Annotated in this window: 25 protein-coding genes; 19 read left to right on the top strand and 6 right to left on the bottom strand. The window is 45.8% G+C overall.

Annotated elements, in window-relative coordinates; genetic code table 11:
- Positions 1-16: 16 nt before the first annotated feature.
- From ICE88_RS01690 to ICE88_RS01675, 4 genes are all read right to left on the bottom strand, one after another.
- Positions 17-334 (bottom strand): hypothetical protein, encoded by a 318-nt coding sequence (locus tag ICE88_RS01690; RefSeq protein WP_216248742.1) that lies wholly within the window; start codon positions 332-334, stop codon positions 17-19.
- 120 nt (positions 335-454) lie between these two features.
- A complete protein-coding gene (glp, locus tag ICE88_RS01685) occupies positions 455-1,750 on the bottom strand; it encodes a gephyrin-like molybdotransferase Glp (RefSeq protein ID WP_216248740.1) in 1,296 nt (431 codons plus the stop codon).
- Between the two features lie 33 nt (positions 1,751-1,783).
- Positions 1,784-2,899: a GTP 3',8-cyclase MoaA gene (gene moaA, locus ICE88_RS01680; RefSeq protein ID WP_216248738.1), complete on the bottom strand. Its 1,116-nt coding sequence runs from the start codon at positions 2,897-2,899 to the stop codon at positions 1,784-1,786.
- Positions 2,900-2,921: 22 nt separating this feature from the next.
- Complete coding sequence (locus tag ICE88_RS01675; RefSeq protein ID WP_216248736.1) at positions 2,922-5,513, bottom strand: Rne/Rng family ribonuclease; 2,592 nt, start codon at positions 5,511-5,513, stop codon at positions 2,922-2,924.
- Positions 5,514-5,827: 314 nt separating this feature from the next.
- Here ICE88_RS01675 and ICE88_RS01670 point away from each other — a divergent pair, with 314 nt between their 5' ends.
- The 4 genes from ICE88_RS01670 to ICE88_RS01655 all read left to right on the top strand — a co-directional run bounded on the left by ICE88_RS01670 (position 5,828) and on the right by ICE88_RS01655 (position 9,315).
- Positions 5,828-6,763 carry an RluA family pseudouridine synthase gene (locus ICE88_RS01670; RefSeq protein WP_216248734.1) on the top strand — a complete coding sequence of 312 codons (936 nt, stop codon included), beginning with the start codon at positions 5,828-5,830 and terminating at the stop codon, positions 6,761-6,763.
- Positions 6,760-7,635, top strand: coding sequence for a fumarylacetoacetate hydrolase family protein (locus ICE88_RS01665; protein ID WP_216248732.1), 876 nt, complete (start codon positions 6,760-6,762; stop codon positions 7,633-7,635). Before ICE88_RS01670 ends, ICE88_RS01665 begins: the two co-directional genes overlap by 4 nt.
- A gap of 8 nt (positions 7,636-7,643) precedes the next feature.
- Positions 7,644-8,300: an HAD-IA family hydrolase gene (locus ICE88_RS01660; RefSeq protein ID WP_216248729.1), complete on the top strand. Its 657-nt coding sequence runs from the start codon at positions 7,644-7,646 to the stop codon at positions 8,298-8,300.
- A gap of 76 nt (positions 8,301-8,376) precedes the next feature.
- Positions 8,377-9,315, top strand: coding sequence for a S49 family peptidase (locus ICE88_RS01655; protein WP_216248727.1), 939 nt, complete (start codon positions 8,377-8,379; stop codon positions 9,313-9,315).
- A 24-nt stretch (positions 9,316-9,339) separates the two neighbouring features.
- Here the strand turns inward: ICE88_RS01655 and ICE88_RS01650 are convergent, their stop codons facing one another.
- The gene (locus ICE88_RS01650; RefSeq protein WP_216248725.1) at positions 9,340-10,104 is read right to left on the bottom strand and encodes an SAM-dependent methyltransferase; all 765 of its coding nucleotides are present in this window, start codon (positions 10,102-10,104) and stop codon (positions 9,340-9,342) included.
- Positions 10,105-10,107: 3 nt separating this feature from the next.
- A complete protein-coding gene (locus tag ICE88_RS01645) occupies positions 10,108-10,740 on the bottom strand; it encodes a Maf family nucleotide pyrophosphatase (protein ID WP_216248723.1) in 633 nt (210 codons plus the stop codon).
- Positions 10,741-10,753: 13 nt separating this feature from the next.
- Between ICE88_RS01645 and ICE88_RS01640 the strand changes: the two genes are divergently transcribed.
- From ICE88_RS01640 to pdxJ, 15 genes are all read left to right on the top strand, one after another.
- Positions 10,754-11,350 carry a YceD family protein gene (locus ICE88_RS01640; RefSeq protein ID WP_216248721.1) on the top strand — a complete coding sequence of 199 codons (597 nt, stop codon included), beginning with the start codon at positions 10,754-10,756 and terminating at the stop codon, positions 11,348-11,350.
- Positions 11,351-11,392: 42 nt separating this feature from the next.
- Entirely contained in the window at positions 11,393-11,572 is a 180-nt protein-coding gene (gene rpmF, locus ICE88_RS01635) for a 50S ribosomal protein L32 (RefSeq protein ID WP_089515462.1), read from the top strand.
- A 66-nt stretch (positions 11,573-11,638) separates the two neighbouring features.
- On the top strand, positions 11,639-12,676 hold the full coding sequence (gene plsX, locus ICE88_RS01630; protein ID WP_216248719.1) for a phosphate acyltransferase PlsX: 1,038 nt from the start codon (positions 11,639-11,641) through the stop codon (positions 12,674-12,676).
- An 8-nt stretch (positions 12,677-12,684) separates the two neighbouring features.
- Complete coding sequence (locus ICE88_RS01625; protein WP_216248717.1) at positions 12,685-13,683, top strand: beta-ketoacyl-ACP synthase III; 999 nt, start codon at positions 12,685-12,687, stop codon at positions 13,681-13,683.
- Positions 13,684-13,743: 60 nt separating this feature from the next.
- Entirely contained in the window at positions 13,744-14,682 is a 939-nt protein-coding gene (gene fabD, locus ICE88_RS01620) for an ACP S-malonyltransferase (RefSeq protein WP_216248715.1), read from the top strand.
- 71 nt (positions 14,683-14,753) lie between these two features.
- Complete coding sequence (fabG, locus tag ICE88_RS01615; RefSeq protein ID WP_370624412.1) at positions 14,754-15,494, top strand: 3-oxoacyl-ACP reductase FabG; 741 nt, start codon at positions 14,754-14,756, stop codon at positions 15,492-15,494.
- A gap of 63 nt (positions 15,495-15,557) precedes the next feature.
- On the top strand, positions 15,558-15,794 hold the full coding sequence (gene acpP, locus ICE88_RS01610) for an acyl carrier protein (protein WP_216248713.1): 237 nt from the start codon (positions 15,558-15,560) through the stop codon (positions 15,792-15,794).
- A gap of 15 nt (positions 15,795-15,809) precedes the next feature.
- Positions 15,810-17,045, top strand: coding sequence for a beta-ketoacyl-ACP synthase II (fabF, locus tag ICE88_RS01605; protein WP_370624446.1), 1,236 nt, complete (start codon positions 15,810-15,812; stop codon positions 17,043-17,045).
- A 194-nt stretch (positions 17,046-17,239) separates the two neighbouring features.
- Complete coding sequence (locus tag ICE88_RS01600) at positions 17,240-18,751, top strand: DegQ family serine endoprotease (RefSeq protein WP_216248710.1); 1,512 nt, start codon at positions 17,240-17,242, stop codon at positions 18,749-18,751.
- Between the two features lie 157 nt (positions 18,752-18,908).
- A complete protein-coding gene (gene lepA, locus ICE88_RS01595; protein ID WP_216248708.1) occupies positions 18,909-20,717 on the top strand; it encodes a translation elongation factor 4 in 1,809 nt (602 codons plus the stop codon).
- Positions 20,717-21,523, top strand: a complete 807-nt coding sequence (lepB, locus tag ICE88_RS01590; RefSeq protein WP_216248706.1) for a signal peptidase I — start codon at positions 20,717-20,719, stop codon at positions 21,521-21,523. Before lepA ends, lepB begins: the two co-directional genes overlap by 1 nt.
- A gap of 20 nt (positions 21,524-21,543) precedes the next feature.
- On the top strand, positions 21,544-22,347 hold the full coding sequence (gene rnc / locus ICE88_RS01585; protein WP_216248704.1) for a ribonuclease III: 804 nt from the start codon (positions 21,544-21,546) through the stop codon (positions 22,345-22,347).
- Between the two features lie 22 nt (positions 22,348-22,369).
- Entirely contained in the window at positions 22,370-23,275 is a 906-nt protein-coding gene (gene era / locus ICE88_RS01580; RefSeq protein ID WP_216248700.1) for a GTPase Era, read from the top strand.
- 6 nt (positions 23,276-23,281) lie between these two features.
- The gene (recO, locus tag ICE88_RS01575; RefSeq protein ID WP_216251706.1) at positions 23,282-24,007 is read left to right on the top strand and encodes a DNA repair protein RecO; all 726 of its coding nucleotides are present in this window, start codon (positions 23,282-23,284) and stop codon (positions 24,005-24,007) included.
- 37 nt (positions 24,008-24,044) lie between these two features.
- Positions 24,045-24,809, top strand: coding sequence for a pyridoxine 5'-phosphate synthase (gene pdxJ, locus ICE88_RS01570; RefSeq protein ID WP_216248699.1), 765 nt, complete (start codon positions 24,045-24,047; stop codon positions 24,807-24,809).
- Positions 24,810-24,815: the final 6 nt, after the last annotated feature.

Genomic DNA, 24,815 nt, shown 5'->3' with positions numbered 1-24,815 from the left:
TTGAGAAGATTAAAACTTAATCTTGAGCAGTAGTGGTTTTGGTGTCATTGATAGTGGTCTCTTTAACAGCCACCTCGATGCCACCAAATCTATCAGCCACCCAGTTGTAAACTTTGCATGCTAACCACAGCAAACCAAAGCCAACCAAGGCATTCAGAATCAATGCTGAAATCACTGTGAAACCAGGCAATTCACCATCTCTTACGAAAGCAACGAAGAGAGCCAACAAAACAACCGGCACTGAAAAACTCAAATACACCAACACCAATGTCTTGGCCGTATGAAGAGGGTCGACATACACAATTTCTCTTTTGGTGTATTTGGTACTTGGCATTTTATTTTTTGGTGAAAAGTAAATATTGGTTGAATTGCACGCAATTCTATACCAAATCTAAAATTAATGTTGCGTTGCAATAAGACTTTTGTGCTCTAAAGCCCTTGCTGTGGGGCTTATTTAGACCAAGCCTTCAAATAAAACCACTCCAACCGTATCGCCCGCCTGGATATTTTCTTGATCGTGCGCCAAAACAATGAAGCAATCTGCTTCACTCATGGAGCGCAGAACCCCTGATCCTTGGGCACCAGTGATGCGCACTGTTCTATTGCCAGTCGCATCAGTAGACAAGATGCCTCGTTGAAACTCAGTACGACCAGGACGTTTACGGATTGCTTCGACCGTTTTTGCTTGCATCATCGGTGGGGCTACTTGAGTTGTACCACTCATGGCCAATAAAGCATTTCTGACAAATTGATAGAAGGTCACCATCACGGCCACGGGATTACCTGGCAAACCAAATAAAACGGCGCGATGTTGATCGCCTTGAATTGAACCGAAAGCCATCGGTCTACCAGGGCGCATGGCAATTTTCCAAAAGCTCACGTCCCCAAGTTCGCGCATGATTTGCTTGGTGTAATCAGCTTCTCCTACAGAGACTCCGCCAGAAGTGATCACTGCATCACAAGTCGCAGCTGCTTGACTGAAGGTGGCGCGCATCGCATCTGGATCATCTTTCACAACACCAAAGTCATGAAGCTCAACATTCAGACGACTCAACATGCCAAAGAGTGTGTAGCGATTGCTGTCATACACGCAACCATCATCTAAGGGCTGACCAATCGAGCGAAGCTCATCACCGGTTGAAAAGAATCCAACTTTGAGGCGGCGTTTGACTGTCACGGAGCCCATGCCTAAAGAAGCGATCAATCCTAAATCTGATGGTCTGATGATCTTGCCAGCAGATAAGGCGGCTTGACCAATCGACAGATCCTCACCTTTTAAGCGTCGGTTGTCGCCTGCTTTGATCACAGAAGATTGAAACTGAATCTGCTCGCCATCAACTTTGACTAATTCTTGAGGAATGGTGGTGTCACAGCCAGCAGGCATCACGGCACCTGTCATGATGCGAACGCATTCGCCTTGATTCACCTTGCCGTCAAATGCATTGCCAGCAAAGCCTTTACCAATCATTGTCAAAGAAGTTACCCCGTCTTTAACAATCGATGCTCCACTGAAGGCATAGCCATCCATGGCTGAATTATCAGCAGAGGGAACATTGATTGGAGAGATGATGTCATTGGCCAGAACACGTCCCAATGAGTCATAGATGGAGACTGTTTCTGTTTCAAGAGCTAATGATGCTGGTCGAACAAATTCATCAACAACTTTACTTGCGACCTCAACCCTTAATGATTCTGGGTCATAGTCAGACATGCAAGTGACTACTGAATTGAGGGTAGGTAATGAACTCATCGAGACATCTCTTGTTTTAGCTGATGAAAATATTTAGCCACCGATATACGACATTTCAACTTTGCGCTTACCTTCCATTTCTGGAGATCCGCGCAATTCAGAATATCGATCGGTGCGATGAGACCAAACTTGCGCAATGGCATTGCTGATCTCTAAATCTGATTTGCCGGCACGCAGCAAAGCTTTTAAATCGTGGCCTTCTGTGGCAAACAAACACAAATACATTTTTCCTTCAGTCGACAAACGAGCTCTTGAGCAATCTTTGCAAAAGGCCTGCGTCACACTGGAAATCACGCCAACTTCACCAGATCCATCAACATAGCGCCAGCGTTCAGCAACTTCACCCGGGTAATTAGGATCAATATTGGTCAATGGGAACGTTTCATGAATCTTGGCAATCACAGCAGCAGAAGGTAGAACTTCTGTCATATTCCAACCATTTGATGCACCCACGTCCATGAACTCAATGAAACGCAGAATCACATCACTGCCTTTGAAGTACTTGGCCATTGGAATGATCTCGTGATCATTTGTTCCCTTCTTAACAACCATGTTGACTTTGATATTTTTAAAGCCAACTTCACGGGCTGCTTCAATGCCATCTAAAACATCGCCAACCGGAAAGCCAACATCATTCATCTGCTGAAAGGTCGCATCGTCCAAACCATCCAAGCTGATGGTCATTCTGGTCAAGCCAGCATCTTTCAAAGCCTGAGCTTTTTTACGCAGTAAGCTGCCGTTGGTGGTCAGTGTTAAATCCAATGGTTGGCCACTCAAAGTTTTCAAAGAGGCCAACATCTCAATCAGTTTTTCAATGTGTTTGCGAAGCAGGGGTTCGCCACCAGTTAAGCGGATTTTTTCTACGCCGTGCTCGATGTAGATTTTTGCCAAACGAACGATCTCTTCAAAACTTAAAAGATCCCCATGAGATAAATAGGGGTAATCTTTATCGAAGACCTCTTTGGGCATGCAATAAGTACACCGAAAGTTACAGCGATCGGTGACTGAAATTCTTAAATCATGAAGACGTCGACCGCGCGTGTCGGCGAGCAGGCCATTCGGCGTCAACAGTTGTTCCGGGATGACCGGAACATGACTGTCGATTTTTCTTTGGCGCTCATCAATGAGGGGTATGACTCTTTCTGACATAACCCTCATTGTAGAACTAAGTTCATTTTTCGATGGTTTGTTCTTTTCCGCCAGTTTCTACTAGAACCATAGGGCCAGTTGAAACTTCAACAGGTGGCTTTGGCTCACGTGGCGGGTGAGAAATCACTGGCTCAGCAGCAATTTGCACACGAACTTCTTCTAATTTCTGGTGATCTGTGTTCACCCATACCATTCCAGCAGACTCAATCACTGAAGTAAGTTCAGACGTTTTTAATGGCTGAAACTCAACTTTTGGCATTGGCGCAGGCGCTGGAGTTGGAGTGGCTACTGGAGCTTCAACAGAAACAGCTGCTGGGGCAACATATGTCGGTGCAACAACTTCTGGTGCTGCAGTTGGGGTCGGAGTACTTGCAACGTTAACTGAAGACTCAACATTCGCTGAATCATTCACAACAGATGCAGCTACTGCTACAACCGCTGGTGCTGAAATTGCCGCTGGTGCTGAAACATCTGAGCCATCAAGATTGGTGTCTTGAGTGTTTTCCGGACGGTCTGCACGATCACGACCACGGTTGCGACCGCGACGATTACGACCACGACGGCGCTCATCTGCTTCACCAGCCTCACCATTTGGCGGAACATCAGCATGAGTCAACAAATCTTTTGCTTGATCTGCTTTCGCCTCTTGATTGGCTTCAGGTTTATTTTGACGCTGTTGATTGCGACCATTGCGTTGGTTTGGTTGACGCGCTTCTTTGTTGTCAGCCTTCTCTTCACCATCGCGTGGAGTTTGATTGCGCTCGCCCGCTTCATTCTTGTTGCGGTTGTTGCGATTACGGTTATTGCGGTTGCGGTTATTGCGATCACCATTTCTATCACTGGCTTCACCACGACCGCGACCGTTGTTTGGACGCTTCTCAGCAGACTTAACTTCTTCTTTGGCGCCGAAAAGTTTCTTAATGAAACTGATCAAACCACCAGATGATTGCTTTTCACCCGCCGCTTTGCGCTCTGTGCGTGGAACGCTGGCAGGAGCAGGTTGGCTTGGTCTCACACCTTTAACAGCTGCTTCTTGACGTGGCTTGGCTTCTTCAGCTTTGCGATTCAAGATGGTGTCAGACTCAAGTTCTTTGCTGGCTTCATCGGCCATGGCGTAACTTGCTTTTGGATCATCTAAACGAGGATCATCATGGCGCAAACGCTCAAGCTTGTAATGAGGTGTTTCTAAGTGCTTGTTTGGCAATAGCAAGACGTTCACTTTGAAACGACTTTCGATCTTGATCACTTCAGCACGTTTCTCATTGAGCAAGAATGCTGCAACATCCACAGGTACCTGACAGTGAATCGCAGCAGTGTTTTCTTTCATCGCTTCTTCTTGAATGATGCGAAGAACTTGCAATGCTGAAGATTCAGTGTCACGGATATGGCCTGTGCCATTACAGCGAGGGCAAGTAACGTTGCTGCTTTCTGATAGTGCAGGGCGCAAGCGCTGACGCGATAGTTCTAAAAGACCAAAGCGTGAGATTTTGCCCATTTGAACGCGAGCGCGGTCGTGACGCAAAGCGTCTTTCAAGCGTTGCTCAACATCCTTTTGATTCTTTGAAGACTCCATGTCGATGAAGTCGATCACAATCAAGCCACCCAAGTCGCGCAAGCGCATTTGGCGAGCCAATTCGTCCGCAGCTTCTAAGTTGGTTCTAGCAGCTGTTTCTTCAATGTCTGAACCACGGGTTGAGCGAGCAGAGTTCACGTCCACAGAAACCAAAGCTTCGGTGTGGTCGATCACGATCGCGCCACCAGATGGCAGGGTCACTGTACGAGAGTAAGCGGTTTCAATTTGGTGCTCAATTTGAAAGCGTGAGAACAAAGGCACATCGTCTTGGTAACGTTTGACGCGTGACATGTTGTCAGGCATCACCACAGACATGAAAGAGCTGGCTTGTTCGTAAATTTCATCGGTATCGATGAGGATTTCACCGATATCTGGCTGGAAGTAGTCTCTGATGGCTCGGATCACCAAGCTAGACTCTAAGTAAATCAATAGAGGAGCTTGATTGCCGTTGGCAGCTTCATCGATCGCTGTCCAAAGCTGCATCAAGTAGCTCAAGTCCCACTGCAATTCTTCGGCACTTCTGCCAATTCCAGCAGTTCTGGCAATGATGCTCATGCCATCTGGAACCGTTAATTGGCTCATGGCTTCGCGCAACTCGTTGCGATCTTCGCCTTCAATACGACGAGATACGCCACCGCCTCTAGGATTATTCGGCATTAGAACCAAATAACGACCTGCCAAAGAGATGAAGCTGGTTAAAGCAGCGCCTTTATTGCCGCGCTCTTCTTTTTCCACCTGAACGATGATCTCTTGTCCTTCGCGCAAAGCATCTTTGATGCCTGCTGAGCGAACGTCAATACCGTCCTTGAAATAAGCTCTTGAAACCTCTTTGAACGGTAAAAAGCCATGACGCTCTTCACCGTAGTTCACAAAGCAAGCTTCTAGTGAGGGTTCAATGCGTGTGATCACGCCTTTGTAGATATTGCCTTTACGTTGTTCACGTCCAGCTGTTTCAATATCAATGTCGATCAGTTTTTGACCATCAACAATGGCTACGCGCAGCTCTTCTTGCTGGGTAGCGTTAAATAACATTCGTTTCATTTAAATCTCCGTCCTGCAGCCAGGCAGCCATCGCGGTGAGCGAAACGGAATTGAAGGGATTGCGCAAGGCAATCTCTGTGATGTCAAACTTCACTACACTCGCTGACTTATTATTCTTTGCGGGTCAGCGTGCGCTTAAATTCTTTTATCTGTTTCGCAGTTCGCGGCACTATGCCAGCCAACTTTGCGTCTCATTACATCAGGGGAGAGGCGAACCCTGGAAATATTTTTGGCTATTTCAAACCCAGCTTGGGGCGCTACCATGCAAACAATAAATTTGATGTTGCGCAGCAAGATAGGTCATTATATGTCATATGAACAGTAATTCGGTAACCCAACACATTGTTTTATTTGAGGAAGCTGGCCAAAGGCTAGATAATTTCCTGTTTCGCATGGCAAAAGGGGTGCCAAAGACCCATATTTACCGAATTATTCGCTCTGGCGAGGTCAGAGTGAACAAAAAAAGGGCCGATGCCAGCCAAAAAATCCAAGAAGGGGATGTTTTACGCCTGCCGCCATTGCGCGTTTCCGAGGTAAAAGCCCCCACGAATGACTTCATTTCGAAGAAGATAAATGCAGAAATAACAATTTTGCATGAAGATGACAGCATTTTAGTGGTAGATAAGCCCTCTGGGATCGCTGTGCATGGTGGTTCGGGGGTCTCTTTGGGCTTGATTGAGGCCATGAGGGCCCAAAGACCAGACGCTAAATTCCTGGAATTGGTCCACAGACTCGATCGAGATACCTCGGGCATTTTGATGTTGGCCAAGAAACGCAGTGCTTTGGTCCACCTTCACGAACAAATACGTGAGGGCAAGATGGAAAAGCGCTACTTATTAATAGTGCATGGTCAATTACCCGTCAGTGGTAAATCAATTCCACTCAAATACCCATTGCTCAAATACTTACTGCCCAATGGGGAGCGTCGGGTCAGAGTTGCCACGGATGGTGGTCAGCCAAGCCACACCAATATCCGGGTCAAGGCCAATTATCGTGATGGCTTATGCAGTTTGGTCGAGGCTCAGCTTAAAACGGGCCGTACCCATCAAATCCGGGTGCATTTACAAACCTACGGCCATCCTATTTTGGGTGACGACAAGTACGGTGACCAAGAATTAGATAAAGTGTTGAAACCGAAAAGACTTTTACTGCACGCAAGACATTTATCATTCATTCATCCTAAAACAGAAGAAAAGATGACTTTCGAGGCTGATATCCCCGAAGCATTTGAAAAAATGGAGACAACATGAAACTAGCCGCTTACCAATATCAATCAGAACAATACGTGGGTGTTATTTCTCAAGATTTGCAAACAGTCACGCCTTACCAGTTGAGTAAAGAAGAAGCTGCGCGTGGTGCATTGGCCATCATTGAATTGATGGCTGAAGAAAAATCTTTGCCTGCTTTGGGTTCTGCTGTTGCGCTAAAGGATGTTTGTTTATTGGCCCCAATCCCTAAGCCAAAGAGAAATATTTTTTGTGTGGGCAAAAACTATTTAGATCACGTCAAAGAAATCAAAGACAGTAAATTAGGTGAGGCGCAGGGCGCCATGGCTAACTTGCCGAAGCACCCAGTGGTGTTCAGTAAGGTGCCTGAGTCTGTGATCGGCCCACGTGTTGGTATTGATAGTCATCCTCACGCAACCCAAGAGATGGATTACGAAGCTGAGTTGGCGGTAGTGATTGCTAAAAAAGGCAAAACCATCAGTCAAGCTGATGCGATGAAATATATCTGGGGATACACCATCATCAATGACATCAGTGCTCGCGACGTTCAAGCCAAGCATGTGCAATTTCATTTGGGTAAGAGTTTTGATACTTTCTGTCCGATGGGTCCATGGTTGGTTTCTGCGGACGAACTCGATTCTTCCAAAGCATCCATCAAGTGTTGGGTGAATGGTGAGTTAAGACAGGATGCTACGACTGAATTATTGATTTTCAATATCCCAACCATCATCGAGGCAATTTCAAAAGGCATGACCTTGTATCCGGGTGATGTGATTGCCACAGGCACACCTAGTGGCGTGGGTATGGGTTTTAAGCCTCCTCGATTCTTAAAGAAAGGCGATACCGTCAAGATTGAAATTGATGGCATTGGCACTTTAGAAAACCCAGTGATTTAAGGGTATCGATGTCACTTCGTTATGAATTAATTGTGTGGGATTGGGATGGAACCTTGATGGATTCAACTCCCACGATTGTTAGATGTATTCAAGATGCATGCCGCGATTTAGCTTTGCCCGTGCCTGAAGATTCTGTTGCTAGTCATGTGATTGGTTTAGGTATTCAAGAGTCATTGCGCAAAGCATGCCCCACTGTTTCAGTGGACGACCACTACAAATTAATTGATCGCTTCAGATTTCATTACTTGAGTAAAGATCATGAATTAAGTTTGTTTGAGGGCGCCAAGGATTTGCTGTATCAACTAAAAGACAGAGGACATCTTTTGGCAGTGGCGACCGGTAAAAGTCGCAAGGGCTTGGATCGTTCTTTGGGCTTTCATCAGCTCGAAGATATTTTTGTGGATAGTCGCACACCGGACGAATCAAAATCGAAGCCTCATCCTGGCATGCTCTTAGATTTATCTGATGCGTTGTTGGTGCCGATGGAAAAAATCTTGATGATTGGCGACACAACGCATGACTTGGGTATGGCCAATGCTGCAGGAGCTGATGCCGTGGGCGTGACTTATGGCGCGCACCCAGAGCACGTATTGAAAACTGAAAATCCTTTGGCTTGTGTCAAGAATGTTCAAGAGTTATCTGATTGGTTAGCGGCTAACGCATAAAAAGATTAAGCTCTTGTTTCAAGCGTTAAATTTATTGCATTACTTAAATTGGTTAGATTAATTAAGAAAGTTATTCATGTCTGATGAAAAAGTCTGGGAAAAACAGGCCTTAGAACACTTGTTGTTAGAAAACCTTAAAGAGCAGCGTCGCGGTCGTCGCTGGAGAACTGCCGTGCGCATGATGACATTGCTGGTGTTCGTAGGTATTGCTATCAATTTATTTGACATTGATATCGGTGGTAAATCAAATTTAGGTAAGCACACTGCTTTGGTTGATTTGCAAGGTGAAATTGCGCCTGATACCAAAGCCAGTGCAGATGCAATTAACGCCTCGCTGCAAGCGGCATTTGAAAATTCTGAAAGTGTGGGCGTGATTTTGCGCATCAACAGCCCTGGTGGTTCACCAGTTCAGTCCGGCATCATTCACGATGAAATGTTGCGCTTGCGTGCCAAGTACCCTGAAAAATCATTGCATGTGGTGGTCGAAGAGATTTGCGCATCAGGTGGTTACTACGTCGCATCTGCTGCGGAAAATATTTATGTTGATAAAGCCAGTTTGGTTGGTTCTATTGGTGTGATCATGAGCGGCTTTGGTGTCACTGGTTTGATGGAGAAGCTCGGTATTGAGCGTCGCGCCATCACTGCTGGAAAAAATAAGGCTCTCTTAGATCCATTCAGTAAGCAAGACCCAAAGCAAAAAGAATTTGTTCAAGGAATGATCAGTGAAGTGCATGAGCAATTCATCAAGGTGGTGCGCGATGGGCGTGGAAGTCGGTTGAAAGAAACTCCAGACATGTTCACTGGTTTGGTGTGGAATGGCGCTAAAAGTGTTGAGTTAGGCTTGAGTGATGGCTTGGGCAGTGTTGATGGAGTTGCGCGCGATGTGTTCAAAGCATCGACGATTGTTGACTACACCATGAAAGATAATTTAGCTGAGCGAGTGGCCAAACGTTTTGGTGCTGCGATGGGCGAGGGCGCTACCAGGGTATTGATGTACGGCGGTCAGTTACGCTGATCTAAAGCTGAGCCAAGATCAAGGCTAAGCTAAGATCAAAAACACAGCTGGTCGTTGATGAAGAGCTTGGAGTAATCCAGGCTCTTTTTTTATCTGCGCTTGCCATGCACTCACAGTTTTAGAAATCACCAAAGCGTTGGGCAAACTCAAATCTGCTGCCACACACATTTGGGTATTGCCTTGCAATGACTGCAGCATTGCTTCAATCATGGCTGCGTTGCGATAAGGAGTTTCAATCCACAATTGAGTTTGATGTTTTCTCTTCGACTCTTGCTCTAATTGTTTGAGTGCAGCTGTTCTTTCTGGTTCTTTCACGGCAATGTAGCCGTGAAAAGCAAAGCTTTGACCATTCATGCCCGATGACATCAATGCCAATAACAAAGAGTTAGGGCCAATCAATGCTCGCACTGGAATGCCCATTTGATGAGCAGTGTTCACAACATCTGATCCTGGGTCCGCAATTGCTGGAAGGCCCGCTTCAGACATCAAGCCCATGTCGTGGCCATCGAGTAATGGCTGAAGCATTGCTTTTAAATTTGTAGAGCCATGGGATGAATCTTTTCCGGGGCCACGCCATTCGGTCATCTGCATTTCTTGGATGGGGCAGATCAATGGTGATTGTGAACCAACAGCCTTTAATAAAGCTCTGGCAGTTTTTGCGTTTTCAACAATCCAATAGCGCAGCTGAGAAGCTCGCTCAATCGTGTCGCGAGGCAAGACATGGTTGAGTTGAGATTCGCGATCATCATCTCCCAGAGTATTCGGAATTAAATAAAGAGTACCTGGCATTTTTTATTGATTCAGAGGAATAGAAAAGCCTGCGTCACGCAAGAGAGTGCAAACCGTTATCAAGGGTAAACCTATCAAGGCGGTTGGATCATCGCTGCGAACATGTTCTAGAAGACAAATACCCAAACCCTCAGATTTAGCACTACCCGCGCAATCGTAGGGGGTCTCTGCCAAAAGGTAAGCTTCCAAAACAGCATCGTCGAGTTCTCTGAATTTAACTTCGGTGATGGCGTTCACTGTTTTTGCTGATCCGGCATGGGCCACGCAAACAGCTGTATGAAATTTCACAGTTTGACCGCGTAATTTTTGCAATTGCGCCATTGCATTTGCATGGTCACCTGGCTTGCCCATGGACACACCATTTAAATCAACCACTTGATCTGAGCCAATCACGTAGGCGGATGGATTAGAAAGTGACACTGCCAAAGCTTTGGCTTGAGCCAAACGAATAGCCATCAATTCTGGAGTTTCATTGGGTAAGGGTGCCTCATCCACTTCTGGAGAGATGGTTTCAAATGACAAGCCTAAGCGACCCAACAATTCTTTTCTGTACTTAGAAGTAGATGCCAAGATCAATCTTTTGCTTTGGCTAGCAGAATTCTTGGATAAATTACTTGGGTTCGGGGCGGCACTCATTTATGCTTTCGGTATGAATTCAAAAAATACGACACCCCACATTTTGCCGAATAATGCCAAGGACCTTCAATCCATCGATATGCGGTCTGGGCAGGCTTACATCGGCCAGGGAGTGCTCGAACTATCTCACTTTCCAAGATTGTTACAGGAAATGACGGTTGAGGCTAATTTTCAGCCTTCAGGGCTTCATTGGGAGATGAGCACCTGGTTTGAGGAGCGTTTAGGAACAATTCCTATGCAATACATGCACTTACGTCTAGCGCTTGATTTGCCGCTGACCTGCCAAGCTTGTTTGCAGCCTTACATCGAATCTTTGGACTCAGACCGTGATTACATCCTTTTTGAGACCGAAGAAGAGGCTGAAGCTTGGGATTTTGATGAGGAAAATCAAGACGCTGAGGATGCTTTGGTGTCCTCGGAGACCTTTAATCTATTGGAAACCATAGAAGAAGAGCTGCTTTTGAACCTGCCTTTGATTGCCAAACACCCTTTGGGCGAGTGCAAGCCAGAAGACCTGCAAAAAGTGAGCAAAACCCTTAAATCGGGGTCAGAAGAGATCATCATCAAGAAGCCCAATCCGTTTGCAATCCTAGAAAAGCTCAAGAAATAATGACTTTATGCTAGAATCTCGGATTCGTTTAGGAGTAAAAACATGGCTGTTCAACAGAATAAAAAATCACCGTCAAAGCGTGGCATGCACCGTGCTCACGACTTCTTGTCTGCACCTTCATTGGCAGTTGAGCCAACGACTGGTGAAGCTCACTTACGTCACCACATTAGCCCAAATGGCTACTACCGTGGTCGTAAAGTTGTTAAGACTAAGAACGACTAATTTCCTCACTGGAAAAGATCAAGCGGCACTTCCAGTGGCCGCTTTTTTCTTAAATAACAATTTTTCATGAGCGTCACGCTAGCAGTTGATGCGATGGGTGGAGACCACGGTCTAGTGGTCACAATACCCGCCAGCACAGGCCTTCTGGCAGAGTTGCCAGATTTACATATAAGACTCGTCGGTAACGCTGATTTAATCAATCAAGCGTTAGTTCAAGTTCCCTCTGAAATAAAGAGCCGGATCACGGTCGTCCATGCTTCTGAAGTTGTCACGATGGATGACTCCATTGAAGTGGCTTTGCGCAAGAAAAAAGACTCATCGATGCGCGTGACTGCTGAGCAAGTCAAAGAAGGCCTCGCGCAAGCCGCTATTTCAGCTGGCAATACGGGCGCCTTGATGGCGATTTCTCGTTATGTTTTAAAAACCTTGGATGGTATTGATCGCCCTGCGATTGCCGCAGTGATGCCTAACCAGTTGGGCCGAGGCACGATTGTTTTAGATTTGGGCGCCAACGCTGACTGTGAAGCGATTCACTTATTGCAATTTGCACAGATGGCTGATGTGATGGCCAGAGCCGTGGATGGCATTGCCAATCCCACGATTGGTCTATTGAACATTGGCGAAGAAGTGATCAAAGGTAATCAAGTGGTTAAAGAGGCTGGTGAGTTATTGCGCCAAAGCAGTTTGAACTTCTATGGCAACGTAGAGGGCAATGACATCTTCAAAGGCACCACCAATATTGTGGTGTGTGATGGTTTTGTTGGAAACGTTGCGCTGAAGACCAGTGAAGGTTTGGCTTACATGATTTCTGGGTTGATCAAAGAAGAATTCAGTCGAAATTGGATCAGTCGTTTGATGGCTTTGGCAGCGATGCCAGTTTTGCTTCGTTTTAAAAAGCGTGTGGATCACCGCAATTACAATGGTGCTGTGCTCTTAGGTTTACGAGGTTTGGTTTTGAAAAGTCATGGCTCTGCCGATAAAAAAGCATTCACAACTGCTTTGCGCAGAGCGTATGAAGGTGCTAAAAATAATATGGTCGGAAAAGTGGCTGATGCATTCATGGTGACGCATGCAACCAACTCTGGCGATGAGACAGTGGCATAAGGATTCAAATGACTCAACTGACGCAGCGATACGCAAAGATACTGGGCACAGGCAGCTATTTGCCGGCCAACAAAGTGACCAATGCTCAAATCACTGAAAGACTTGCCAAAGATGGCATTGAAACCAGTGATGAATGGATTTTCTCTAGAAGCGGTATCAGTGCACGTCATTTCGCTGCTGCTGATCAACTCACGAGCGACCTTGCTCTAGAAGCATCTAAAAAAGCGATTGAAGCAGCTGGCATCACTGCCAATGACATCGATTTAATTATTTTGGCGACTTCAACACCGGATAACCTTGGTGGATTTCCAAGCACTGCGTGTGTGCTTCAAGATAAATTAGGCATCACCAATCAATGCGCAGCATTTGATGTTCAAGCTGTTTGTTCAGGCTTTGCATACTCTTTGGCAGTGGCTGATAGTTTTATTCGCAGCGGTATGCATAAAAAAGTATTGATCGTTGGTGCAGAAACATTCTCAAGAATTTTAGATTTCAAAGATCGCGGTACATGCGTGCTCTTCGGCGATGGAGCTGGAGCAGTGGTGGTGGGTGCGAGTGATGAGCCAGGTATTTTGGCTGCAGCTATGCATGCGGACGGAAGTCATCGTGACATCTTGTGCGTGCCAGGAAGAACTGAGCACGGTGCCTTAGAAGGCTCTGCCTTTTTGAAGATGGATGGTCAAGCAGTGTTTAAATTGGCCGTAAAAGTTTTAGAGCAAGTGGCTCAAGAAGTTCTAACTGCTGCAAAACTAACACCTGCAGATATTGATTGGTTGATTCCTCACCAAGCCAATATCCGCATCATGGAAGGCACCGCCAAAAAATTAGGCATAGCCTTGGATCATGTGGTCGTGACTGTTCAAGATCACGGCAACACATCTGCGGCATCGATTCCATTGGCACTTGATACAGCGATTCGTGCGGGCCAAATCAAGCGTGGACAACATCTGTTGATGGAAGGCGTGGGTGGTGGTTTCACCTGGGCTGCTGCAGTCGTTAAATACTGATCGTGATCATCTCAATTAATTAAATAAGCTCAATCACTTAAAAAAATCACAGGAATTTTCATGAAATTTGCATTTGTATTTCCCGGTCAAGGTTCTCAAGCAGTAGGCATGCTAAATGCTTGGGGCGACAACGCTGAAATCAAAAGAACTTTGGCTGAGGCTTCAGAAGCTTTGGGCGAAGACATTGCAAAATTAATTGCAGAAGGTCCTGCTGAAGCACTTTCATTGACGACCAATACACAGCCAGTGATGTTGACTGCGGGCGTTGCTTGTTATCGCGCTTGGATTGCAGCAGGTGGTCCTGCTGCATCAGTGATGGCTGGTCATAGCTTGGGTGAGTATGGTGCTTTGGTTGCTTCAGGTGTGATTGAATTCAAAGACGCTGTACCGATGGTGAGATTCCGTGCGCAAGCGATGCAAGATGCTGTGCCAGTTGGAACAGGCGGCATGGCCGCTATTTTGGGTTTGGATGATGATGCCGTTCGCAAAGCATGTGCTGATGCGCAATCAGCCACTGGTGAGGTGGTTGAAGCTGTTAACTACAACGCTCCAGCGCAGGTTGTGATCGCTGGTTCAAAAGCAGGTGTAGAAAAAGCTTGTGAGCTTGCCAAAGAAGCTGGCGCAAAACGTGCTTTACCTTTGCCAGTGTCTGCACCGTTTCATTCATCATTACTTAAGCCGGCATCTCAAAAATTAGAGACTTATTTAGCTGATAAAACATTCAAGACGCCAAGCATTGATGTGATCAATAACGTGGATGTGAGCGTCTTACAAGAGCCGGCAGCCATTAAAAATGCTTTGGTTAGACAAGCGGCAGCGCCAGTTCGTTGGGTTGAGACTGTTCAGGCGATTGCAGCTCTTGGTATCACTCATGTGGTTGAGTGTGGTCCTGGAAAAGTATTAACAGGCATGACCAAGCGCATCAATGGCGATTTAAATGGTTTGGCTGTTTATGACCCTGCCACGATGGCTGAAGTCATGGCCGTCATCAAAGCGTAAAGATTCAAGATTAAAAATTAACTATCAGAGTATTTATCTGATTAAGCAGTGAACTTAGTTTGGGAGAAATTGTGAGCACATTAACTGGACAAATTGCCTTGGTCACCGGCGCATCTCGCGGTATTGGTCGTGCTATTGCCATGGAATTGGCAAAGCAGGGCGCTGTGGTGATTGGCACTGCAACAAGTGAATCGGGCGCTAAAGACATTGATGCGGCATTAAAGCCAACTGGCGGTGCTGGAGCAGTTTTGAATGTGAATGATGCCGCTGCCTGTGAAGCACTCATTGATAGCATTGTTAAAGAACGTGGCGCTTTGAATATTTTGGTGAATAACGCTGGTATTACCCAAGATAACTTGGCGATGCGCATGAAAGACGAAGAATGGTCATCAGTCATTGATACCAATTTAAGCGCTGTTTTCCGCTTGGCCAGAGGTGTTTTACGCCCAATGATGAAGGCCAAAGGCGGTCGAATCATCAACATCACCTCTGTGGTGGGTAGCAGCGGTAATCCAGGTCAAGCCAATTATGCTGCTGCAAAAGCAGGTGTGGCTGGCATGAGCCGTGCTTTGGCCCGAGAAATCGGTAGCCGAAACATCACAGTTAACTGCGTGGCGCCAGGTTTTATTGACACAGATATGACCAAGGCCCTCTCAGAAGACCAACAAAATTCACTAAAAGCGAATATTCCCCTCCAACGTCTTGGAACACCCGAAGATATTGCCCATGCGGTAGCATTTTTGGCGTCTCCAGGGGCCGGATACATCACGGGAACGACACTTCATGTGAATGGCGGACTTTATTTGAGCTAATTTGGTCAAATAAGCTGATAAAATCTTTTTTCAATATTTTTACAACAACCCTTGGGGGATTAAATGGATAACATCGAACAACGCGTTAAGAAAATCGTAGCCGAGCAATTAGGCAAAGACGAAGCAGAAATCAAGAATGAATCTTCTTTCGTTAATGACTTGGGCGCAGATTCTCTCGACACAGTTGAATTGGTAATGGCATTGGAAGATGAGTTCGGCATCGAAATTCCTGATGAAGAAGCTGAAAAAATCACGACTGTGCAATTGGCAATCGATTTCGCCAAGTCCAAGCAGAGCTAATTAGCTGTGAGCCAGATCAAAGGGCAACGCCGGGTAGTTGTTACCGGTTTAGGCTTGGTTTCACCGGTGGGTAATACCGTTGGTGATGCCTGGGAAAATTTATTGGCGGGGCGATCTGGTATTGCCACGATCACTAAGTTTGATCACTCTGGCTTAAGCGTGCATTTTGGCGGCGAAGTAAAGGGCTTCAATATTGAAGACTATATTTCTGCTAAAGAAGCTCGCCATATGGATACATTCATCCATTATGGAATTGCTGCTGGAACGCAAGCCTTTAAAGACTCTGGTTTAGAAGTTACAGAAGCCAATTCTGAAAGAATTGGTGTTTTGGTGGGTTCAGGCATTGGTGGTTTGCCAATGATTGAAGAAACCCACACCGAGTACACCACCCGTGGTGCTCGCCGTATTTCACCGTTTTTTGTGCCAGGCTCAATCATCAATATGATTTCAGGCCACTTGAGCATTAATTTGAATCTCAAAGGCCCTAACGTTGCTGCTGTGACTGCCTGTACAACAGGTTTACACAGCATTGGCTTAGCGGCTCGTTTGATTCAGTATGGTGATGCGGATGTCATGATTGCCGGTGGCGCCGAATCCACGATTTCTCCTTTGGGGGTCGGTGGTTTTGCTGCAGCCAGAGCACTATCAACAAGAAATGATGATCCAGCGACTGCATCTCGTCCTTGGGACAAAGACCGTGACGGTTTTGTTCTAGGTGAGGGATCTGGCGTGATGATCCTCGAAGAATATGAACATGCCAAAGCTCGCGGCGCAAAGATTTATGCCGAGTTAGCTGGTTTTGGTATGAGTGGTGACGCTTATCACATGACTGCTCCAAACATGGACGGTCCTCGTCGTTGCATGGTCAATGCATTGAAAGATGCTGGAGTGAATCCTGATCAAGTGAACTATGTGAACGCCCACGGTACTTCAACACCATTAGGTGACAAGAACGAAACAGATGCCCTCAAAGCAGCTTTGGGTGATGCTTCGAAGAAGGTAGTTGTGAACTCAACCAAATCAATGACTGGTCACTTATTGGGTGGCGCAGGTGGTTTGGAGTCAGTGTTCACTGTTTTGGCTTTGCATCATCAAAAATCTCCGCCAACCATCAACATCTTCAATCAAGATCCAGAGTGCGATTTGGACTACTGTGCCAACACTGCTAGAGATATGAAGATCGATGTGGCTGTTAAAAATAACTTTGGTTTTGGTGGCACAAACGGCACTATTGTGTTCCGCCGCATTTAAATCATTCGATCAATATCAGCGTAGCCGGGTTGTGGATCAAATAAAGCCTCTGGATGATTTCGGAGGCTTTTTGTATTAAGACCGTTGAAAATAAACTAAAAATACTCATATAGAAGCTCATTAATAACCATGCTCAGATAGTATTTAAAGGCTTTCCAGCAAATACTTCCTGAATGCTCTAAAGTAACAACACCATGAAAAAAATCATTTCTGCTTTAACTCTGACTGTAGCAACAAGTTCTTTGCTTGTTTTGCCTACTTATGCTCAAAATAACTCTGGGAAAGTTGCTCCGGTGGCGAGTACAACAAGCGCACCAGCGGCTGCAAATGCGGTGCGTTCTTATCCAGACTTTGTGGATTTGGTTGAAAAAGCCAATCCTGCTGTAGTGAATATCCGGACGACTGAAAAAGTGAATGTTCGTCAGGCTTCAGGTATTCCTGGTATGCCGGGTTTAGATGAAGAGCAGGCTGAGTTTTTCCGCCGTTTCTTTGGTATTCCTTTGCCAACACCCAAGCAACAAGGTCCCAATAATCGTAAACCTCAGCAAGAAGAGCAAAACCGTGGCGTTGGTTCAGGTTTCATCATTGAAAGCAATGGTTTCATTTTGACCAATGCGCACGTGGTTGAAGGTGCAACAACGATTTATGTCACTTTGACCGATAAGCGCGAATTCAAAGCCAAATTGATTGGTGCTGATAAGCGCACCGATGTGGCTTTGGTAAAAATTGAAGCTTCTGGTTTGCCACGTTTAACCATTGGCGACTCTTCAAAAGTGCGCGTTGGTGAATGGGTGCTTGCGATTGGTTCACCGTTTGGTTTAGAAAATACAGTGACTGCGGGCATTGTGTCTGCCAAGAGTCGTGACACGGGTGATTACTTACCATTCATTCAAACTGATGTGGCTGTGAACCCAGGTAACTCTGGTGGTCCGCTATTGAACACTCGTGGTGAAGTGGTGGGTATTAACTCACAAATATTTTCACGCTCTGGTGGATACATGGGCATTTCTTTCGCGATTCCGATGGATGAGGCGATGCGCGTTTCTAACCAGTTAAAGGCCAGCGGCAAAGTCAGTCGTGGTCGTATTGGTGTTGCAATTGCAGAAGTGAGCAAAGAGGTTGCAGAGAGCTTGGGCTTGCCAAGAGCACGTGGCGCCTTGATTCGTAACATCGAGGTGGGTGCGCCAGCAGATAAAGCAGGACTTGAGCCTGGCGATGTTATTTTGAGTTTTGGTGATAAGCCAATTGAAAAATCATCAGACTTGCCAAGAATTGTTGGAGATACAAAACCAGGCACGACTTCACCGATCATGGTGTGGCGCAAGGGTGCTCAAAAAGAATTCAATATCACCGTCGCTGATTTAGAGCCAACTCCAAAGGCAGCGGCTAAAAAAGCTGAACCAGAGGAGGCAAGCTCCACTAAGAATGCATTTGGAGTGGCTGTGATTGATTTGTCTGAAGCCAAGAAAAAAGAGTTGTCACTCAAAGCCGGTGTTGAAATCACTGCGATGGCTGAAGATGGTGTTTTATCAAAAGCGGGCGCAAGAGTGGGTGATGTGATTGTGCGTTTAAGTGATGTGGACATCGTTGCTGCCAAGCAATTTGAGATTGCCATGAAGGCAGTGGCCAAAAATAACAAATCAGTGGCTGTATTTATTCGCAGAGGCGATAGCACCTTGGTGATTCCTGTCAAACCAGGAAAATAAACCTAAAACGATTGTTTTAGACCAGATAACCCTTTAGTTTTAATCACCTTTATTGGAAATCGGGGGGAAACCCCCGTTCCGACTACAATAGAGGTCAGAGGCGTCTTATTGCAGTGCAATATGGTGTTGCATTGCGGCAAGCCGTTTTAAGGAATCCATGGACCATATACGTAACTTTTCTATCATTGCCCATATCGACCACGGAAAGTCGACCCTAGCAGACCGAATTATTCAGCTATGTGGTGGTCTTTCAGATCGCGAAATGGAAGCTCAAGTCCTTGATTCTATGGACATTGAGAAAGAGCGCGGCATCACAATCAAAGCCCAAACGGCGGCTTTGAGCTACAAGGCCCGCGATGGCAAGATTTATAACCTCAACTTGATTGATACCCCAGGACACGTCGACTTCTCTTATGAGGTCAGTCGCTCATTGTCTGCTTGTGAAGGTGCTTTGTTGGTAGTAGACGCCAGCCAAGGAGTTGAGGCTCAAACAGTGGCCAACTGTTACACAGCCATTGAGTTGGGTGTGGAAGTTGTGCCCGTTTTAAACAAAATTGACTTGCCTCAGGCCGATCCTGATCGCGCTAAGCAAGAAATCGAAGATGTGATTGGTATCGATGCCACCGACGCTGTGTCCTGTTCAGCAAAAACCGGTTTAGGCGTTCAAGATGTTCTTGAAGATTTAATTAAAAAAGTACCACCACCAAAGGGTGATGCAAGTGCACCTTTGCAAGCATTGATCGTTGATTCGTGGTTTGATAACTACGTGGGTGTGGTGATGTTGGTGCGTGTGATCAACGGCACACTCAAACCAAAAGACAAAGTTTTATTGATGGCATCAGGTACTCAACATTTGGTTGAGCACGTTGGAGTCTTCACACCAAAGTCAGTGGATCGTCCTGACTTATCTGCTGGGCAAGTGGGTTTCATCATTGCTGGTATCAAAGAGCTCAAAGCTGCGAAGGTGGGTGACACGGTCACGCATGCACCAGGTCAACAGAATAGAACTCCAGCATCTGCACCTTTACCAGGTTTCAAAGAAGTTCAACCTCAAGTGTTCGCAGGCTTGTATCCGGTTGAATCAAATCAATACGATGCCTTGCGCGAATCTTTAGAAAAATTAAAGTTAAACGATGCTGCTTTGATGTATGAACCAGAGGTGTCTCAAGCCCTTGGCTTTGGATTCCGTTGTGGCTTCTTGGGTTTATTGCACATGGAGATTGTGCAAGAGCGTTTAGAGCGCGAGTTCAATATGGAACTCATCACCACTGCTCCAACTGTGGTGTACGAAGTAGACCTCAAAGATGGCTCAAAGATTGTGGTGGATAACCCATCAAAAATGCCAGACCCAAGTCGCATTGAAGTAATCATGGAACCAATCGTGGTCGTGAACTTGTTCATGCCACAGGAGTATGTTGGTGCAGTGATCACCTTGTGTACAGGTAAGCGCGGCATCCAGATGGACATGCAGTATGTGGGTCGTCAAGTGAAGTTAACTTATGAAATGCCGATGGCTGAAATCGTGCTCGATTTCTTCGATCGCTTGAAGTCAATTTCGCGTGGTTACGCATCAATGGACTATGAGTTCAAAGAATACCGTGCATCTGATGTGGTCAAGGTTGATATCTTGATTAACAGTGAAAAAGTCGATGCTCTATCGATCATCGTTCACAGAAGTAACAGCCAATACCGTGGCCGTGAAGTTGTGGCCAAGATGCGCGAGATTATTCCTCGTCAGATGTTTGACGTGGCGATTCAGGCGGCGATTGGTAGCGGCATCATTGCCCGTGAAAACGTGAAGGCCTTGCGTAAAAACGTATTGGCTAAGTGTTACGGTGGTGACATCACCCGTAAGAAGAAATTATTAGAGAAGCAAAAAGAAGGTAAGCGCCGCATGAAGCAGGTGGGCAGCGTGGAAATTCCACAAGAAGCCTTCTTGGCTATCTTGCAAGTGGAGGACAAATAATGAACTTCGCTTTGATACTTTTGATTTTGTCACTCCTGACAGGTATTGCTTGGGTAGCGGATAAGTTGGTGTTTGCGCCTCAAAGAAAAGCGGCGGGTATTGATCGCATGCCTTTGTGGCTGGAGTACACAGCCAGCTTTTTCCCTGTCATTTTTGCTGTTTTCTTTTTGCGCTCATTCTTGTTTGAGCCTTTCAAGATTCCATCAGGTTCGATGATTCCTACCTTGATGATTGGTGATTTTATTTTGGTCAATAAATTCACTTATGGCGTTCGTTTGCCAGTCATCAATAAAAAAGTGATTGAAATGAATTCGCCAGAGCGCGGTGATGTGGCAGTTTTTCGCTTTCCCAAAGATGAATCAGTTGATTACATCAAGCGTGTGATCGGTTTACCAGGAGATGTGATTTCTTATCAAGGTAAGCGCTTGACCATCAATGGCCAAGAGTTTCTGTCTGAATCTAAGCCAGATTACCTCGATCCTGAGGGCATGACCTATGCCAAATTCTTCACAGAAACATTCCCTAAAGAATTTGGTGGCCATTCCTACAATGTTTTGAACCACCCTGAGCGTCCTTCAGGTATTTTTGTACAAGATCGTTTCCCTTATGCAGAGAACTGCACTTACACCATGACTGGTGTGACTTGCACGGTACCAAAAGGCCATTACTTTGTGATGGGGGATAACCGAGATAATTCAGCGGACTCGCGTTTTTGGGGTTTTGTGCCTGAAAATAATTTGGTTGGTAAAGCCTTCTTTGTTTGGATGAACTTGGGCGACCTTAAACGCATTGGGCGTTTTGAGTGAGCAAGGTGGCTAAGAGCGATATGACACCTCGCGCACCTCTTGATATCAAACTCTTGCAGGAGCGTTTGGGCTATACATTTCAAAAGCCTGATTTATTGATGCAGGCTTTGACGCATCGCAGTCACAGCAAAAAGAACAATGAACGTTTGGAATTTTTAGGCGACTCGGTCTTGAACTGTACAGTCGCTGAAATGCTGTATGAGCGTTACAGTGATTTGGATGAGGGTGACTTATCCAGAGTTCGCGCTAATTTGGTCAAGCAACAAGCTTTGTATGAAATCGCTCAAGCCTTGCAACTCTCTGACTGTTTGCGTTTGGGTGAGGGGGAGCTCAAGAGTGGTGGCTTTAAGCGACCATCGATTCTGGCGGATAGCTTTGAGGCGATTGTCGGCGCTATCTTTTTAGATTCTGGCTTTGAGGCTTCTAAAAAAGTATTGAGAAAATGGTATTCGCAAATTTTGGAGCATGTGGACCCAAGAACCTTGGGTAAAGATGACAAGACTCTCTTGCAAGAATACCTTCAAGGCCATCAATTGCCTTTGCCAATTTATACGGTCGTTGCAACCACGGGCGTTGCCCACAATCAACAGTTTGAAGTTGAGTGCTCAATCCCCAGCTTAAAGGTGACGCTCAACGGTAAGGGGGCATCTCGAAGAGCTGCTGAGCAAGCAGCTGCCAAACTATCTTTAGACGCTGCACAAAAGATTGTTTCTCAATCTGGTAGAAAGCCTAAGAAAACTAAAGCAACAAAAAAGAAAGCATCTTTAGTCACGGCTAAAGATCCTACTGATGATCAACTGAATTTGAAGTTGAAGTCAGAGTAAAGTAAAAATCAAGGAATAGTCGATGTCATTTCGATGTGGAACCGTAGCACTCGTAGGTCGCCCCAACGTAGGCAAGTCAACTTTGCTTAATGCATTGGTCGGCCAAAAAGTAAGTATCACCTCCCGCAAAGCTCAAACAACTCGCCATCGCATTTTGGGCGTCAATACCACTGAGACAGCTCAATTTGTTTTGGTTGATACACCAGGGTTCCAGACAAAATATAACAACGCCATGAACAAGGTCATGAACCGCACGGTGAAAACTACCATGGCGGATGTTGATGTGATTCTTTTTGTGGTTGAGTCTGGCTACTGGAGTAAAGCGGACGAGCAAGTGCTGGAGATATTGCCAAAAAATATCCCAGTGGTTTTATTGGCTAATAAGCTCGATATATTTGCTTCAAGAGCAGATGCTCCAGAAGATCGTGATCAAAAGTTATTTACTTTCATGCGTGAGATGAGTGAGAAATTTGAGTTCTCAGAAATCATCCCCATGACAGCCAAAAATACCGATGATGTGAAGCGCTTGTTAGGATTCTTAGAGCCCTACTTGCCTGAGCAAGAGGCGATTTACGAGCCAGACATGCTGACGGATCGCAGTGAGAAATTCTTGGCTGCTGAGATTTTGAGAGAAAAAGTATTTCGTCACACAGGCGATGAGTTGCCCTATGCCAGCGCTGTGATCATTGACCAATTCAAGATGGATGGCACGATGCGTCGCATTGCTGCCACAATCTTGGTAGACCGCGATAGCCACAAAGCCATGGTGATTGGTGAAAAAGGCGCAAAGCTCAAGCGTATATCCACCGAAGCTCGCCAAGACATGGAAAAGCTATTTGACGGCAAGGTTTTTTTAGAGACTTGGGTCAAGGTCAAGAGTGGTTGGGCAGATGATCGTGTGATTCTGCGCGAACAGGGCATAGAGTAATTCACGATCATGTCGACTCGCGTCAACGATGAACCTGCCTTTGTACTTCACAGTATTCCGTACAAAGAAACCAGCTTAATTCTTGATGTTTTCACGCGCTCTTATGGGCGCATGGCTTTGATTGCCAAGGGCGCTAAGCGCCCACATTCTGTCTTGCGACCAGTCTTGCAGCGCTTTCAACCCTTAGCAGTCTCCTGGAGCGGTAAAAGTGAACTGCGCACCATGACCAAAGCAGAGTGGTTAGGTGGTGTGCCTCCATTGGTGGGCGATGCTTTGTTGTGTGGCTTTTATCTCAATGAACTATTGGTTAAATTCATTGCCAGAGAAGACTCTTATGAAGATTTGTACGAAGAGTACGCCAAAACGGTTCATTTACTTGGACGAGATCCCAAAGAGCTTGAACCTATTTTGCGCCCCTTTGAATTAAGTTTATTAAAAGAAGCAGGCTTTGCTGCGGCTTTGAATTTTTGCATCGATACTCAAACCACTCCTGAAGAAGATGAGCACTACGTTTATCAGCCAGAGAGAGGTATTCGCAAGCTTCAAGCGGATGATCCAGGGCATTGGCCCGTGATGACAGGCAAACATCTGCTCTGTATGAACGAAAAAAATTATCAAGATCCTGAAACCCTGATTCAAAGTAAGGCGCTCACACGTTTCTTGTTGGGGCTTCATTTACCTGATCAAGCCATGATGACACGGCAGATCTTGATTGATTTGAAAAAAATCTAAATAACACCATGGTCATTAAATAGGCATAATTCAAAACATGTCACAAAAACCTAAAAACATCATCGATCTAGGTATCAACATTGACCACGTTGCCACGCTCAGAAATGCGCGGGGCACGCACTATCCAGACCCTCTCAAGGCTGCTCAGTTGGCAGAAGAGTATGGCGCTGATTTGATCACTTTGCACTTAAGAGAAGATCGTCGCCATATCAAGGATGCTGATTTGATTGCTATGCGTCCCTTGATCAAGACTCGCATGAACTTAGAGTGCGCTGTCACCCCTGAGATGATTGAGATTGCTTGTCAGGTGAAGCCTCATGATGTTTGTTTGGTTCCTGAAAAGCGACAAGAAGTCACAACCGAAGGTGGCTTAGACGTCATTGGTAACTTTGACAATATTAAAAAATCTACGCAACGTTTATTGCAGGCTGGCATCACTGTTTCAATCTTCATTGATCCTGATGAGCAGCAAATCACTAAGGCCAAAGAAGCTGGCGCTACTGTGATTGAATTGCACACAGGCAAATATGCTGACACGGTAGGATCCGAGCAGACCAAAGAACTTGAGCGCATCAAAGTTGCTGCTAAGTTTGGTCATTCAATTGGTTTAAAAGTTAATGCAGGCCATGGTTTGCACGAAGGCAATGTTGAAGCAGTTGCCGAAATATTAGAAATTGCAGAACTGAACATTGGACATGCGATTGTTGCTGAGGCTGTTTTTAAAGGTTGGAAGGCTGCGATCCAAGACATGAGAACTCTCATGCAAGGTGCCCGCCAGCGTGCAATGAATCAGAAGCATTGATCTTAG

It is taken from the genome of Polynucleobacter sp. AM-26B4 (assembly GCF_018882285.1).
Classification (GTDB): domain Bacteria; phylum Pseudomonadota; class Gammaproteobacteria; order Burkholderiales; family Burkholderiaceae; genus Polynucleobacter.
The sequence above is the reverse complement of the archived record's forward strand: the minus strand, read 5'-3'. Positions and strand labels throughout refer to the sequence as shown.

Bases quoted from the DNA above. Each gene is read 5' to 3' on its own strand.
- ICE88_RS01690 (WP_216248742.1), bottom strand. From the start codon at position 334: ATGCCAAGTACCAAATACACCAAAAGAGAAATTGTGTATGTCGACCCT.
- glp (WP_216248740.1), bottom strand. From the start codon at position 1,750: ATGAGTTCATTACCTACCCTCAATTCAGTAGTCACTTGCATGTCTGAC.
- moaA (WP_216248738.1), bottom strand. From the start codon at position 2,899: ATGTCAGAAAGAGTCATACCCCTCATTGATGAGCGCCAAAGAAAAATC.
- ICE88_RS01675 (WP_216248736.1), bottom strand. From the start codon at position 5,513: ATGAAACGAATGTTATTTAACGCTACCCAGCAAGAAGAGCTGCGCGTA.
- ICE88_RS01670 (WP_216248734.1), top strand. From the start codon at position 5,828: ATGAACAGTAATTCGGTAACCCAACACATTGTTTTATTTGAGGAAGCT.
- ICE88_RS01665 (WP_216248732.1), top strand. From the start codon at position 6,760: ATGAAACTAGCCGCTTACCAATATCAATCAGAACAATACGTGGGTGTT.
- ICE88_RS01660 (WP_216248729.1), top strand. From the start codon at position 7,644: ATGTCACTTCGTTATGAATTAATTGTGTGGGATTGGGATGGAACCTTG.
- ICE88_RS01655 (WP_216248727.1), top strand. From the start codon at position 8,377: ATGTCTGATGAAAAAGTCTGGGAAAAACAGGCCTTAGAACACTTGTTG.
- ICE88_RS01650 (WP_216248725.1), bottom strand. From the start codon at position 10,104: ATGCCAGGTACTCTTTATTTAATTCCGAATACTCTGGGAGATGATGAT.
- ICE88_RS01645 (WP_216248723.1), bottom strand. From the start codon at position 10,740: ATGAGTGCCGCCCCGAACCCAAGTAATTTATCCAAGAATTCTGCTAGC.
- ICE88_RS01640 (WP_216248721.1), top strand. From the start codon at position 10,754: ATGAATTCAAAAAATACGACACCCCACATTTTGCCGAATAATGCCAAG.
- rpmF (WP_089515462.1), top strand. From the start codon at position 11,393: ATGGCTGTTCAACAGAATAAAAAATCACCGTCAAAGCGTGGCATGCAC.
- plsX (WP_216248719.1), top strand. From the start codon at position 11,639: ATGAGCGTCACGCTAGCAGTTGATGCGATGGGTGGAGACCACGGTCTA.
- ICE88_RS01625 (WP_216248717.1), top strand. From the start codon at position 12,685: ATGACTCAACTGACGCAGCGATACGCAAAGATACTGGGCACAGGCAGC.
- fabD (WP_216248715.1), top strand. From the start codon at position 13,744: ATGAAATTTGCATTTGTATTTCCCGGTCAAGGTTCTCAAGCAGTAGGC.
- acpP (WP_216248713.1), top strand. From the start codon at position 15,558: ATGGATAACATCGAACAACGCGTTAAGAAAATCGTAGCCGAGCAATTA.
- ICE88_RS01600 (WP_216248710.1), top strand. From the start codon at position 17,240: ATGAAAAAAATCATTTCTGCTTTAACTCTGACTGTAGCAACAAGTTCT.
- lepA (WP_216248708.1), top strand. From the start codon at position 18,909: ATGGACCATATACGTAACTTTTCTATCATTGCCCATATCGACCACGGA.
- lepB (WP_216248706.1), top strand. From the start codon at position 20,717: ATGAACTTCGCTTTGATACTTTTGATTTTGTCACTCCTGACAGGTATT.
- rnc (WP_216248704.1), top strand. From the start codon at position 21,544: ATGACACCTCGCGCACCTCTTGATATCAAACTCTTGCAGGAGCGTTTG.
- era (WP_216248700.1), top strand. From the start codon at position 22,370: ATGTCATTTCGATGTGGAACCGTAGCACTCGTAGGTCGCCCCAACGTA.
- pdxJ (WP_216248699.1), top strand. From the start codon at position 24,045: ATGTCACAAAAACCTAAAAACATCATCGATCTAGGTATCAACATTGAC.